The organism is Jiulongibacter sp. NS-SX5 (genome assembly GCF_052828545.1).
Genome location: NZ_CM128248.1, coordinates 1419861 through 1435254, shown reverse-complemented (window position 1 = coordinate 1435254; position 15394 = coordinate 1419861). Strand labels below are relative to the sequence as shown.

Annotated in this window: 4 protein-coding genes; 2 read left to right on the top strand and 2 right to left on the bottom strand. The window is 43.0% G+C overall.

What is annotated here, in order from left to right; translation table 11 throughout:
* Positions 1-140: 140 nt before the first annotated feature.
* Positions 141-1064: a LysR substrate-binding domain-containing protein gene (locus ACUXV0_RS06435; protein WP_446192250.1), complete on the top strand. Its 924-nt coding sequence runs from the start codon at positions 141-143 to the stop codon at positions 1062-1064.
* Position 1065: 1 nt separating this feature from the next.
* Here ACUXV0_RS06435 and ACUXV0_RS06430 read toward each other — a convergent pair whose 3' ends face one another.
* Positions 1066-4326 (bottom strand): glycoside hydrolase family 3 N-terminal domain-containing protein, encoded by a 3261-nt coding sequence (locus tag ACUXV0_RS06430; RefSeq protein ID WP_446192249.1) that lies wholly within the window; start codon positions 4324-4326, stop codon positions 1066-1068.
* Positions 4327-4455: 129 nt separating this feature from the next.
* Here ACUXV0_RS06430 and ACUXV0_RS06425 point away from each other — a divergent pair, with 129 nt between their 5' ends.
* Positions 4456-5103 (top strand): hypothetical protein, encoded by a 648-nt coding sequence (locus ACUXV0_RS06425; protein ID WP_446192248.1) that lies wholly within the window; start codon positions 4456-4458, stop codon positions 5101-5103.
* A gap of 57 nt (positions 5104-5160) precedes the next feature.
* Here the strand turns inward: ACUXV0_RS06425 and ACUXV0_RS06420 are convergent, their stop codons facing one another.
* Complete coding sequence (locus ACUXV0_RS06420) at positions 5161-15375, bottom strand: choice-of-anchor D domain-containing protein (protein ID WP_446192247.1); 10215 nt, start codon at positions 15373-15375, stop codon at positions 5161-5163.
* Positions 15376-15394 lie beyond the last annotated feature (19 nt).

Genomic DNA, 15394 nt, shown 5'->3' with positions numbered 1-15394 from the left:
TGTATCAAACATGGAGACTTTAAATTGATTGAAGATGATAATTCCACTTGCTAAATATAGTCCAAAGCAATTGAAAATTAAAATGAGGTAAGAACCTTCTAGTGAATGGTTAGATTATTAAATTCATAAAAAGTTAGATTTTGAACCTACAGCAATTACAATACATCCTTGCCGTGAATAAACACAGGCACTTTGCCAAGGCGGCAGATGAATGCCATGTTACTCAACCTACCTTGAGTATGATGATTCAGAAGTTAGAGGATGAACTTGACATTAAAATCTTTGATAGGTCAAAACAACCTGTATGTCCAACTGACGCAGGGGAGCAAATCCTGGAGCAGGCAAAAGTAATTCTTCAAGAGTCTAATCGTCTCATTGAACTTGCCAAAGAACAGCGAGACTATATAGGTGGATCGCTACGTATTGGAGTTATTCCTACCATCGCCCCGTATCTCTTGCCCTTGTTCATTCAGTCTTTTCACAGAAAATTCCCTGAGGTTGAGCTCAAAGTAAGTGAACTCATTACAGAGCATATTTTACAAAAGTTAAAAGATGGAGATCTGGACGCTGGTGTTTTGGTAACTCCAGATAATGAGCAGAATGTGGTAGATATTCCTTTGTATTCTGAGGAGTTTGTGGTCTATTCTCCAAGGGAGTTTGAGAAAGAATATTTACTGGCTGATGACATCAATGCTGATGAACTTTTACTACTGGAGGAGGGACATTGTTTCAGGTCTCAGATCATTCGTTTTTGTGAGTTACGAGAGAAGAAGGAGAATTCGCTGCAATTTACTTCGGGGAGTTTAGAGACACTCAGAAACCTAGCCGATAAACACCTGGGTATAACAATCTTACCAAAAATGGCTACCCTGAATTTTACATATGAGCAGATGGCAAAAGTTAAGCTCTTTGCAGAACCTCGGCCAGTAAGAAAGGTGAGTTTAGTGATGGCACGTAGTTATGTCAAAAAGAAATTGACAGACCTGCTAGCAGATGAAATAAAATTTAATCTACCGGCAAGTCTGCATCTCGAGTCTGAAGTGGAAGTTCCTTTTAGTAGGTAAATTATAGACCTTTAATTGTTTTAAGAATTTGATTACCTACCTCGGTTCTAATGTTTAGCGAGCTGATCTTTGTATTTTCTCTGGTAGGATAAACTCTATTTGATAAGAACACATATACCAAATCGTACTGCGGATCTATCCAGGTGAAAGTACCCGTATAGCCACTATGACCGTAACTCAAGTCTGAGGCCTCTTGAGGACCATTCGCAATATTCTTATTCGGGTGTAATTTGTCAAAAGCTATTGCTCGGCGGTTTTCTTCAGGGTCAAACTGATAGGCTGTACATTCGGCAATTACCTCTGGTTTAATAAATTCCTGACCACCGTAGCTACCATTTTGAAGATACATTTGCATCAGTTTCATAAGATCATTGGCATTGCCAAATAGCCCTGCATGCCCTGAAATACCGTTGAGCATACCAGCTCCCTCGTCATGAACTCTGCCGTGAATTTGAGTCTTTCTGAATAGTGTATCTTTTTCTGTAGGTACAATTTGATGCAGAGGGTAAAACCTTCGTGGGTTGTACGTGAGTGAATTTGCTCCTAAAGACTTATAAGTATCTTTTAAGTATTCCTCCCAAGGTTTTCCTACTATATTCGGTACAAAGTCAGGGTAAAAATAATAGTGCATGTCGCTGTAAACATACCCCTGATCTGGTTTTACTGGCGACTTAATAATTTGATTTAGAATTGTCTTTTTGTAATCCTTGTGAATCCACAAACTATCGGCTACCTGAATGCTGAATTCTTCACTAGGCTTTTCAGAGAATATACCTGGTTTCCATGTAATGGTGGTGGGATTGAGAAGTTCCATCCATAAATCCTTGTTTCTCTTTACGGAACCCAGATAATCAATTTTCTTCTCAGGCTTTCTTTTGAAAAGCTTTTGAAAGAAATTTCTTTTTGGTTGAGGAAAATATTCAAAGTCATCCATCAGGTAAGGTTTGGCTACCAAGCCTTTATTGATAGTTGATAAGGTATCAATACAATCCATCCAGAAAGGAATCCAGGATTTCAACCCGCTTCTGTGGGTAAGCATATCTTTAAAGGTGAGGTTAGCCTTATTTGTACCTTTGAGTTCTGGAACATTGTCAGAAAAACTGGCGTCCAGATCAAATTTGCCTTCACTCATGAGCTGCATCACCGCCAGGGCAGATGTACTTATTTTGGTCACTGAAGCCATATCATAGAGGTCGGTTAATTGAACGGCACCCATTTTTTCAACGGCTTCAGGGTTACCAATTGGCATCGGAATACCCACCTGGCTTTCAGGTTCATAAGGGTTATGATTGTCCATAACATCCTTATTGCCTTTCTCAAAGTCCTGTTGCTCTTCAGGTGTTAAGTAGCCACCTCTTTTTGCATCTTCATAGGTATGATAGCCATAGGCCTTCCTATAAATTACTCTTCCGTTTTTAGCTACCTGAAATGCTGCTCCCGGGTAAGCTTTCTCAGTTAAACCTAAATTTATGATGGAGTCTACGCGGCTTCTTAAGAGGGTACCATCCAGACCTTCTTGCTCAGGTACACCATAGGCTAAACGACCAATACTTTCTTTCTGAATACCGAAACCATACGGGTATTTTTCATTCACTGTTATGGGTAAAGAACCTTGAAAAGGAATTGCCCCGAAAATGGCCATCGTAGCTGCCTCTTCTGTGTAAGAAGTTTGTTGATTTGCAAGTACTATTGATTTGGCTGCTTCGAGGCTTTCAATTTTATTGATGGAGAATGGATTTCCGAAGATTACCACGGTACTGTTCTTATTCTCTAACAAAGCTTTCAAGGCAAAATTGTTTTTTTCAGAAACCCCATAATTGCTGTATGGTCTTATACTTTGCAGGTGCAGGCCTATAACTAATTGATCATAGGCCTTAGTTCTATTATGAATCAATTGCACCAAATTATCAGATGCATTGACCGGCAGGTTAAAGAAATCTACTTCAGTATAATTCTTTGCCATTTCCTGAAATGGTGAAGTGCCAGCGTTGTCAATAGATACAAATGCTATTTTTTGCTGGAGATTTTTAATTGGTAGGTTTTCCTTTTCGTTTTTCAGAAGAATCAGTGACTTTTCTGCTAATTCTCTATTAAGGAAGTCGGCTTCTACGCTGTTAAGGTCTTCTATCAGGCTCTCGATTTTTGTTGGTTGATAAGCGTCAAGGCCAACCCAGGATTTGGCTTTGAGTATTTTCAAAACTCTTTCATTCAAGACTTCTTCTGTAAGTTCACCTGTGCTTAAAGCTTCTTTTATAGCCTTTACAGCTGTTGGAACATCACTAAAAGTTTCTAATATGTCATTCCCTGCGATAATAGCCTGTACAAGGGCTTTGCCATCAGGGAAATGCTTGGTAATGCCTTGCATATCCATGGCATCAGTGAAGGTCAAACCCTCGAATTTCAAATCTTCTTTCAGAAGTTTAGTAATGATTTTAGGTGAAAGTGTGGCCGCCAGGTTTGGTGTGTTATCTAGCTCTGGAATACTCAAATGTGCCGTCATTACTCCTGTAAGTCCGCTGTTGATCATACTCCTGAAAGGTGCTAGTTCTACACTATCCAGTCTGTTTCTGTCATGAGGAATCACGGGAAGATCATAATGAGAATCAACCCCTGTATCTCCATGCCCTGGGAAGTGTTTGGCTGTTGCAATTATATGCTGACTTTGAAGCCCCTTCATGTAGGCTGTCGCTTTTTCAGTGACCATAGTGGGGTTTTCGCCAAATGAACGGAAATTAATCACTGGGTTTTTAGGATTAACATTGACATCAGCCACAGGGCCATACATTACATGAACCCCAATTCGCTTACACTGTTTACCAACCTCGGCACCCATTTTCTCAATTAGCGAAGTTTGTCCATTGATTGCTCCCAATGACATCTGGTATGGAAAACGGACCGTACTGTCAAGTCTCATAGCAAGGCCCCATTCAAAGTCCATCCCGATTAACATAGGAACCTTGGAGACTTCCTGCATTTCATTAATGATCTGAGCCTGAATGGTAGGTTGCCCGGCAAACATGGCCAGACCACCGATATGATATTTTTCAACCCATTTTCTGATTTTTTCTGGTTCGTAGCCTTGCCCTGAAAAGTTTCCTCGAGGCATCAGAAGTTGACCTATTTTTTGATCAATGCTCAAAGTATTGAATACTGAATCTACCCATGAGTGATTGTAATTGACTAGAAAGTCTGGTTTTTGCTGTGCAAATGAGCCTAAAGAAATGCTTAATAAGGTTAGCGTAAGTAAAGCTTTTTTGATCATAATGAAGTGTTAGAGGTTAAGCTCTCAAAACTAAGAATTATTTCAAAAGATGAGACTATGATAGTTTTTCTTCTATTCGTAATCCTCTGAAAAAGTGTATTTTTGGAGTTTGAAATTATAACAAACACAATGAGAAAAATAATTGCCCCTTTGTTCGCTTTGGTATTTGCGGCGAGTTCGTGCTGGAAAAACAAGAGTCCTGAGGATTTGCCACGACTCAAGGAAGCTTTTAAAAAGCAGGTGGAGACATTTGAGAAGGACAAAATCACAACTAATGAGAATGTGACAAAAAGCTTAGAGTCTCTTAACGGTCTCAAAGGAGCTTTGGAAGAAGCCAAAAACGAGGACAAAGAATTTGCGAAAGTTTATGGTAACTGGGAGAAAGTTAATAAGCGTGTAGAAGACCTAAACAAGGAATATGAAGACTTAAAAAGTAAAGCTGAAGGACTGTTTACCGCTATGGAAACTCAAACCAACAGTCTCTCAGATGCCAAAAGTAAGGCTGATTTGACCCAGGCTATAAAATCGGCACGTGTTAAATACAATGGTACTCTGGCCAATACCGCCAAGGCAATTGGGAAATTGAGAGTTTTACATAAAGACGCTGTTGATGTGGTAAAAGCTCTGGAAGTGGCTGTTGCTTTGAATTCTTTTGATAATATCAATGCTCAATTAGAAAGTATTGAAGGTAGAGTAGATGGAATCATGGAAGAATTAAATGTGGCTGTGGAAGAAAGTAAAAAGTTGTATGATCAGCGAATTGATGAATTGAATTGATTTTATCTATTATAAAATGAGAAGCGGCGGATCATGACGATCCACCGCTTTTTTACTTTATGGACAACTATTTTCAATTTTAGCTTGGAAGACGGAACCACCATCAACCTTAAAACCTGGACTTAAAAGAATGTTGTTGCCAGCTTGAAGGTCTACTTCAGAATTATTGGAAATAACATTTGAGGCTTTAATGGATTGAACCGCTTTAATGTGTTGAGTTTGATTGATCAAATCATCATTTGGTGAAGTCAGATGGGTGTCTAATCCAATAATATTATAATTGGTTATAGAGATTTCTGAGGTCACTATTGGAGAGGTTGAGACTATTTTTACTTTGTATCCTGTGCCAGACTTTAGGTCATTTGGAAGAGTACAAGTAATTGTAGTACCATTACCCTGGCCTATTTGATAAGGATTGGTAAAATGACCATTTTCATCTGAAAGATATGCGATAAAGCTATTTCCTGCGTCAAAAGTACCACTACTGCTAAAGTCTATGTTGAAACTTGCCTGAGCACAAAGGGTTGTAGACGCCGGTTCTTGAAGAGCTATACTTCTGTCACCTTCAATAATCCAAAAACCTATGACATCAGGACCTATCAAAACGTTACCCTGATTATTTGGCTGATCGTACCCTCTAGCAATAAAGGTGTGGAAGTTTGGTTTTAAATAGTCCCCTGTAGCTATATTATTGGCCTCATAAAGAGAATATGGAGCCTCATTATCCTTGAAAAATTGGAGGTCGGTTGTTCCTGATAATTGAAGTCTTGTACTTTGCACATTGATATTTGGCACTGCCAAAATGGTAACTGCTTTATCCGAAATTTGGAACTCTGCGTTCTGGGTAAGAGGAGCAATTATTTCAGGATGAACGCCTCCATAAGCATAATAAAAGCTAAATGCTGGATTGGCGTTCTCGACGGATACCTCTGTGGTGGCAGTGGCGGTACATGCCCCATTAATAACAGTCAAAGTGTATATTCCTGCATCAGAAATGGAAGAATTTGTGATCGTTGGGTTTTGCAACGTAGAGTTAAATCCATTTGGGCCGGTCCAATTATAAGTTGGCCCTCCAGTTCCTGTCAATTGAATATTATCACCTTCAATGTAGGGGCCTGTATTAGAAGCCGTTACATTTAATGGAATAGGGACAATTTCAATTAATGCAGTAGAGTTTGCAGTACAATATTCACTATTCAAAGCAAACTGAGTGTATGTTCCTGGCTGTAGATTATTCAAAGTAAAACTTCCTGAATTAACCGTAACTGATGTAGTTGTGGAAATGCTGTTTTGGGTAAAAGCAAAACTAAATGTTCCATCAGGCATTGAAGTTGAAAAGGAAATGGTAGCATCATTTAAACCACATGCTGAAGGCCTTACATATGAAGTTACACCGAGAGTTTGTTCAGTATCATCTACTGAAACAACTGTTGTTGCCGTAGCAGTACAACCATTGGTTGCTGTCACTGTTACGGTATAAGTTCCGGCAGCAGTGATAGTCGCCTGAGCCGTAGAAGCCGAATAAGCACTCGGTCCTGACCAGGAATACGAATTGCCACCTGAGGCTGTTCTGGTGACGGAAGTAACCGCACAAGTCAGGTTATTCGTTCCTGAGATCGAAGGCGTGGGAGGAGTACTTTCAAGGGTTACAACGGTTGTTGCTGTAGCGGTACAGCCATTGGTTCCTGTCAGGGTCACGGTATAAGTTCCGGCAGCAGTGATAGTCGCCTGAGCCGTAGAAGCTGAATAGCCACTAGGACCAGACCATGAATAAGAATTACCACCGGAGGCAGTTCTGGTGACGGAAGTTACTGAACAGGTCAGGTTATCCGAACCGGTTATTGAGGGAGTAGGAGGAGTACCATCAAGGGTTACAACGGTTGATGCCGTAGCAGTACAGCCATTTGTTCCTGCCACTGTTACGGTATAAGTCCCGGCAGCAGTGATAGTCGCCTGAGCCGTAGAAGCCGAAAAGGCACTCGGTCCAGACCATGAATAAGAATTACCACCGGAAGCAGTTCTGGTGACAGAAGTAACTGCACAAGTTAGGTTATCCGTTCCTGAGATTGAAGGCGTAGGTGCAGTACCATCAAGGGTTACAACAGTTGTCGCCGTAGCGGTACACCCATTGGTTGCTGTCACGGTCACGGTATAAGTTCCGGCAGCAGTGATAGTCGCCTGAGCCGTTGAAACCGAATAAGCACTAGGTCCGGACCACGAATAAGAAGTTCCACCGGAAGCAGTTCTGGTGACAGAAGTAACCGCACAGGTCAGGTTATTCGTTCCTGAGATCGAAGGTGTAGGAGGAGTACCATCAAGGGTTACAACAGTTGTCGCCGTAGCAGTACACCCATTAGTTCCTGTCACGGTCACGGTATAAGTTCCGGCAGCAGTGATAGTCGCTTGAGCCGTAGAAGCCGAAAAAGCACTCGGCCCGGACCACGAATAAGAAGTTCCACCTGAAGCCGTTCTGGTGACTGAAGTGACCGCACAAGTCAGGTTATCCGTTCCTGAGATCGAAGGTGTAGGAGGAGTACCATCAAGGGTTACAACAGTTGTCGCCGTAGCAGTACAGCCATTAGTTCCTGTCACCGTTACGGTATAAGTTCCAGAGACAGTTATAGTCGCCTGAGCCGTTGAAGCCGAATAAGCACTCGGTCCAGACCACGAATAAGAAGTTCCACCGGAAGCAGTTCTGGTGACAGAAGTAACCGCACAGGTCAGATTATCCGTTCCAGAGATGGAAGGCGTAGGAGGAGTACCATCAAGGGTTACAACAGTTGTTGCCGTAGCGGTACACCCATTGGTTGCTGTCACGGTCACGGTATAAGTTCCGGCAGCAGTGATAGTCGCCTGAGCCGTTGAAGCTGAATAAGCACTCGGCCCTGACCACGAATAAGAAGTTCCACCGGAAGCAGTTCTGGTGACAGAAGTAACCGCACAGGTCAGGTTATTCGTTCCTGAGATCGAAGGTGTAGGAGGAGTACCATCAAGGGTTATAACAGTTGTCGCCGTAGCAGTACACCCATTAGTTCCTGTCACGGTCACGGTATAAGTTCCGGCAGCAGTGATAGTCGCCTGAGCCGTTGAAGCCGAATAAGCACTCGGTCCAGACCACGAATAAGAAGTTCCACCGGAAGCCGTTCTGGTGACTGAAGTAACCGCACAGGTCAGGTTATTCGTTCCTGAGATCGAAGGTGTAGGAGGAGTACCATCAAGGGTCACAACAGTTGTCGCCGTAGCGGTACACCCATTGGTTCCTGTTACGGTCACAGTATAAGTTCCGGCAGCAGTGATGGTGGCCTGGGCAGTCGAGGCAGAATAAGCACTCGGTCCAGACCAGGAATAAGAAATTCCACCGGAAGCAGTTCTGATCACAGAAGTAACGGCACAAGTCAGATTATCCGTTCCTGAAATCAAAGGAGTAGGAGGAGTACCATCAAGTGTTACAACGGTTGTCGCCGTAGCAGTACACCCATTAGTTCCTGTCACCGTTACGGTATAAGTTCCGGCAGCAGTGATAGTCGCCTGAGCCGTCGAAGCCGAATAAGCACTCGGTCCAGACCACGAATAAGAAGTTCCACCGGAAGCAGTTCTGGTGACAGAAGTAACCGCACAGGTCAGGTTATTTGTTCCTGAAATAGAAGGCGAAGGAGGAGTACCATCAAGGGTCACAACAGTTGTTGCCGTAGCGGTACAACCATTGGTTGCTGTCACTGTGACGGTATAAGTTCCGGCCGCAGTGATAGTCGCCTGAGCCGTTGAGGCCGAATAAGCACTTGGTCCAGACCAGGAATATGAATTACCACCGGAAGCCGTTCTGGTGACAGAAGTAACCGCACAGGTCAGGTTATTTGTTCCTGAGATTGAAGGAGCGGGAGTAGCATTATCCAATGTTACTGTAGTAGTCTCAGTAGCAGTACAACTATTAAACCCAGTTACTGTTACTGTATAAGTTCCCGGAGTAGTTAGAAATACCACATCTGTAGAAGCGGAAAAGGTGCCGGGTCCTGACCAGGAATAAGAAGCTCCACCGGAAGCAGTTCTGGTGACAGAGGTAACCGTACAGGTCAGGTTATCGGTTCCCGAGATATTGACGGTTGGTAGAGCTGAGATCGTTAGGTTTTCAGTTGAGTAATTGGAACAACTTCCCGAGGTAGTGTAGGTCACAGTATAGGTTCCCGGTGTACTGGCAGAAACATCAATCTGACCGGTGCTGGAATTAATGCTCAATCCTGCCGTGCTGCTGAATGTTCCACCTGCAAGGCCAGTGATCGTTGGTGTAGGGTCAGAAACACTGGTGCAATAGGATGGAGAGGCATAGCTAAAGCCGGCATTATCCAGAGCGTTTATGGTCACGCTTTGAGTGGAACTATTGGAGCAGCTTCCTGATGTGGTATAAGTCACGGTATATGTTCCTGGTGTGCTGGCAGAAACATCAATCTGACCGGTGCTGGAATTGATACTCAATCCTGCCGTGCTACTGAATGTTCCACCTGCAAGGCCAGTGATCGTTGGTGAAGGGTCAGAAACACTGGTGCAATAGGATGAAGAGGCATAGCTAAAGCCGGCATCATCCAGAGGACTAATAGTGACTGAAGTCGTTGTTGTTACTATAGGGCAGCCACCGCTGGCCGCAATCGTATAGGTTACCGTGTAGGTGTCTGGCGTGCTGCCGGATGGTGCAATCTGACCGGTGGTGCTGTTGATACTTAATCCAGCCGGTGCTGAGGTGAAGGTCCCGCCAGCGGTGCCTGTAAGGGTTACAGCTGCAGTACTGGCTGAGCTACAATAAGGTGTGCCAGCGTAGCTAATTGTTGCTGAGTTTGTGCAATTAACATAAGTAAAAGGAACAAAATAGGTACAGCCGCCACCATTAGGCGTTATTTTGGCCAAAAGTGTCTGCGAACCAGAAGATAAACTTCCATTAGGAGTAAATGTATTAGGCCCTACAAAAGTACCCGCTGATGTTACGGAGTCACTTTTGAAAATGCCGTTAATGGTTCCATTATACGTACCGCCATACGTAAAAATAGGCGTAGGATTATCATTAACTATGACCGAGGAATTTGTGGTATTAACTATGGCATTATCCGAAGTACTAAGATATTTCAGAACCCCATTATTGATGAAAGCACCGTTATTATCCAAAGGCCCGTTTAATACAATGGTATAACCGGCATTTGTGTAAGTATTTCCGGCGGTTACCACTAATCTTCCCTGCTCTACCAGTACCTTCCCACAATTATTGTTGTTAAAAGTGGCTTCGTTCACCAGACCATCCGATCCTACGGAGGCGTTTGAACCAATCCTGATTTCTGAATAATTATCAAACGAGCCTCCTATATAATTCCGCAGTCCGTAACTATTTGAACTGTCAATGCTTATCACTCCGTCGATACTATTAGTGAAGCTGCCCTCATTATACAGACCCGTGCCTCCCACACTAGCATTTGAACCGATTTTGATTTCTGAATAATTACTGAACGTGCCTGAATTATTATAAAGGCCAATTGAAAGGGACCTATCAATACTAATTAAACTATTGGCATTATTTTGAAAAGTTGCCAGATTATACAGGCCAGATGATCCTACACTTGAGTTTGAGCCAATCTTGATTTCTGAAACATTCGTGAATGTACCAGCATTATTCCGAAGACCGTCTCCGGTTGACCCATCAATGTTTATTACTCCGCCAGCATTATTGTTAAAGACTGCATCATTAGATAAACCTATATTCCCCACGCTCGAGATTGAACCGATCCTGATTTCCGAAATATTGGTAAACGTACCCGAAATATTTTGGAGGCCAACACCTGTGGTACCGTCAATCTGTAGCAGGCCACTGGCATTATTGTTGAAACCCGCTTCGTTTCTCAATCCATTAGCTCCAACAGCGGCATTTGAGCCAATGATTAAATTAGAAATGTTCGAAAATGCACCTCCGGCAGAGTTCAGAAGCCCGTTGTTGGTTGACCTGTCAATGTAGATAGCACCATTGGTGTTATTGTTAAATGTGGCTTCATTATACAAACCTGTACTTCCGACACCGGCGATAGAACCGATTCGAATTTCCGAGACATTCGTGAACGTATTCGAATTATTCCAAAACCCAATATTAGATGACCTATCAATATAGATCATACCACCCGCATTATTTTGAAAGACAGCTCGGTTAAACAGGCCGTAATTTCCCGTACTGGAATTTGACCCAATTTTGATTTCCGCCGCATTATCGAAGGTACCCGACAAATTCCGAAGACCCGCCTCGGTTGACCTGTCAATACTTATTTGAGCGTTGGTATTATTATTAAAACTCCCCTCATTATATAGGCCGTAATTTCCTGTTGAAGAAGTACTACCTAAGATCAGTTTACCATAGTTTTCAACGGTTCCTTTATTATAAAAAGCGGTACTGTTTCCACCACCAAAATCTTTGAAGTTGTTAACGGTCAATTCCCCTGAACTGGCAATGGTCAAAGTAGCTCCACTCTGTACCTCCACACTTTTGGCTACCGCCGAATTTACAACGATGGTAGGTGGATTACCTGGAGCTGAAGGGATAGACACATCATTGGTAGCCGTAGGCACTCCGTTTGGAGACCAGTTACAGGCATTGTCCCAGTCTGTGTCGGCAGAGCCGCTCCAGGTCATGAGCTCTGTACTGGTGGCTACCTGTGTGCAGGTGGCACTGCCAGTTCCCTGTATTTGAAACGAATAGTTTTCGCCTGAATACGGAATATTAACCAAAGCTGTCTTAGGACCAGGGTTTGTTGTTTCAAATCTTATTTGGAATAACACGCTATCATTAGCTGATATGACGCTTGAGGAAGGCTGAGTTGAAATGAAATCTGAAGCATTTGTACCGTTAATAAAAAGGCTGCCAACGGTAAGGTCTTGGCTAGTTAAGTTTTTGATATAAAAGTTGTTAGTATTATTCCCGTTGTAAATATTAATTGTGCCAAAGTCTGTAGAATCAGTAAGGGACGGAGTCAAATCCCCATCCGGGATAAGGATGTTATTTCCGTATATTGCCAGTGGAGAGGCTTCATTAAAGCAAATATAATCGAGAGCAATGTCTGACCTGAATGCTATTCCTGTCTTTCCCCTGAATCGAACAACAATGCTGTCTCCTATAAAACTGGACAGACTAATTTCCTCAGTGAACCAACTATTGCCCTGATCCCCGTATTTTGTCCAGAAATCATTGACAAAACTTAAACCACCATCTGAGGAAATGTCAATTGCGAGAGAGTCAACAAATGCACCATACATGTAATAGGCAAAACTTAGCTGTGGACTTAGAGCATCACTCAAATCGATAATTGGGGATAATAAAGATCCAGATGGGCCAGCAAGACATCCACTAGCCTCCAAATATAGGTACTTGCCTGAAGAAGTTCCTTCAGAGTAATCTGTTTCCGGGCCGGTAGTTTCAGATGGTGTGGGGCCGGAATTGACCCGCCAATCTATCTGGTCACTATTATCATTAGTCCAACCTTCTATGAGATCACACACCACTGCTTCACAATCACTGGTGGTGGCACAGTTAGTAAAAGTTTCAAAATCTTGACAAAAACCTAATTCTTTTAATTCCAGGCCAATACCTGATATTCTAAACCCAAAATCCCCTTCATCAGCATCATTACTGGAAATGGTAACTACAGCCTCTTTTATACCTTGACTGTCAGGATCAAAACTGATTTGAAATTCTGAACTTCCGGAAGAAGCAATGGAAGCGGCAGGCTGAGTAACAACTGTAAATGACGAAGCATCTGTACCTGAAATAGTCACCTTTGGCGTTCCGGTCAGTTGAAGCGTTCCCGCTCCAGTATTCTCAATGGTAAAGGTATTGGTATTACTACCTGCTGTAAAATTAACATACCCAAAATGTGTAGAATCAGAGGTAGATGGGGTGATATCTCCATCCGCAATATTTTGGCCATTCCCTTTAAGATTGATTTCAGGATATCCTCCATCTTCGTCTTTAATCACTACCGTCACTTGTTGCGTTCCACTCTCCACGGCATTTGTGGGAGTTCCCATATCAATGATAACGGTTTCGTCACCCTCGGGTATCCCGTCGTATTGAGATGTCACCCTTATACTGTCCATGGTCTCTCCGGGAGACAAGGTAATTGTATTTCCGGTAATTGAATAGTCAGTCCCTCCTCCGGTGGCAGTCCCACTAAAAGAAAGTGGAATGAAAACGGTGGTACCTGCCACCACATCTATTTTGCCACGGATGTAAGCCTGACCACCACTCTCGTCGGTAATAGGGTTGTAATTGCCTAGGACCTCCAAGGTTGCATTAGGGGGAGAATCATCATCGATTATGGTATAGGTGACTTGCTGAGTACCACTTTCGGTTCCGTTGCTAACACTAGTTATGTCTATCTCAATACTTTCATTTCCTTCGTATAGGGCATCAGGAACGTTGGTGAGACTAATGCTATTGCTTGTGTTTCCTGAAAGGATGAGAATATTGGTACCACTTCGGCTATAATCCACGCCGGAGCCTATCGCTGTTCCGCTAAAACTTAGATTCACTGTAGTGGCAGCTCCATATGCGTTGGACAATGTTGCTGTTACTGCTGTTGATGTAGTGATGGACTCAGATTTGGATTCAGGGGTGATGCTCAGTGTGACGGTCGGTACGGGTTGTACGTTTACAGTGGCAATATAATCTCCGGAACTATTTGCCGATCCGTCATTCACCTCAAATTGAAAAGAAGTATTTGTGCTTCCATTCTGAATATATTGAAGGTTGCCGGCGTCCAGATCTGCTTTACTGATTTGATCATTAATTGAGACTGTTTCGCCACCGTCGAAAAGGTCGTCATTATCAGCATCGAGATACAATGTGCCTGCAGCAGGAATTGACTCAATCAACACATGATCTAAAGGGTCAGAATCTCCGTCTGTATATCCGAAATCAGAGGTAGAAAATGTGAATGTTAAGTTCTCGTAAGCCGTAGAAGGAAAGGAGCTGGCGGTAGGAGGATTGCCTCCAATAGTGAAGCCGCTCCCTCCGTTATAATCAGAAGGCGTAATGTCTTGATTGGTTCCATCATCTCTTATCCAGTTCGTGTAATCATTTATGGTGGCCAACAATTGCGACTGTGAGCCTGAAAAAATACCATTGTATTTATAATTATCGACTTCTGTTATGGGGTCAGGATTTAACATGACAGCATCTATTCCGTTCGTTAAATCGGATGGCAGGGTGGATGTGGATGTCGACTGTCCTGCTGGAGCACCGCTCGGGTTACAGCCGGCGATTGTATTTGTAAACCACTTTGTTGTTGAATTATCACAACCTGATGTATGAGCATAGTTATCATCACCGTACAGACCAGCAATAAAGCTTGGATTAGCCGTGCCAATGGCTCCCTGATACGCTAGAATACCGTCCCCCCCTAAAAGATTAAAACTAGAAGGCGTGAAGCCATCAGTTGTTACCAGAGGTCCTAACGTACCCCCTCCTGTAATTTGTAATACATCTGGCGATGTTTCAATAATGGATACAATAGAACCGGCTGATAACCCTCCGGCTGGAGCAGTCCATTTTAAATGCGTCTCCGTACTAGGATACCAGGAGTCATCTTCATGCCACCCCTGGTCTGTAAAATAGATAACTTCTCCGGCTGGAATATCTGTTAGGGTCACAAAAGAATAACCATCTGGTGAATCTGTATTGTATCCCACAAATGCGATATCCCCTGGAGACAACGAAAAAGTGGGTGGGGCTATCATAGTAGCAGCGACACCCGTAAAGGGTTCATCCGGGATAATTGCCGTATAAGGACCTGCATTGAATACCCCGCTGTTTCCGGAATTGTATGAATTGACATCATGAATATAGGTACCAGCCGGAATGGTCAAAACAGCTCCATTGGCAATGGCATTGGCTGCTTCGAAAACGATGACCTCATCAGTGTTAACATCGAATTGTCCATATGAAGACCCATACGTTCCGAAAGCTGTAACACTTCCGCTTTGCCCGCCTGTGGTGGTATATCCGGGGCCGGTGGCCGTGCCGTGGCTGTTTAGTTTGGCCGAACTATATACATTTTTAATGACTACTGCCAGAGCCGGATTAGGATCGGTAAAATGATAACTCTGTGAAAATTCAAAATAGGCATCTTCATGAAGTACCATCTGTAGTCTGTTACCACTAGCTACACTAAATGTAGCGTTCAGTTGCTGAGCATGTAATCCAGCTAAAAAGGTAGAGAAAATGATTAGGAGAAGAAGTGAAAATCTCTTCATATCTTAGTTTTCATTATTG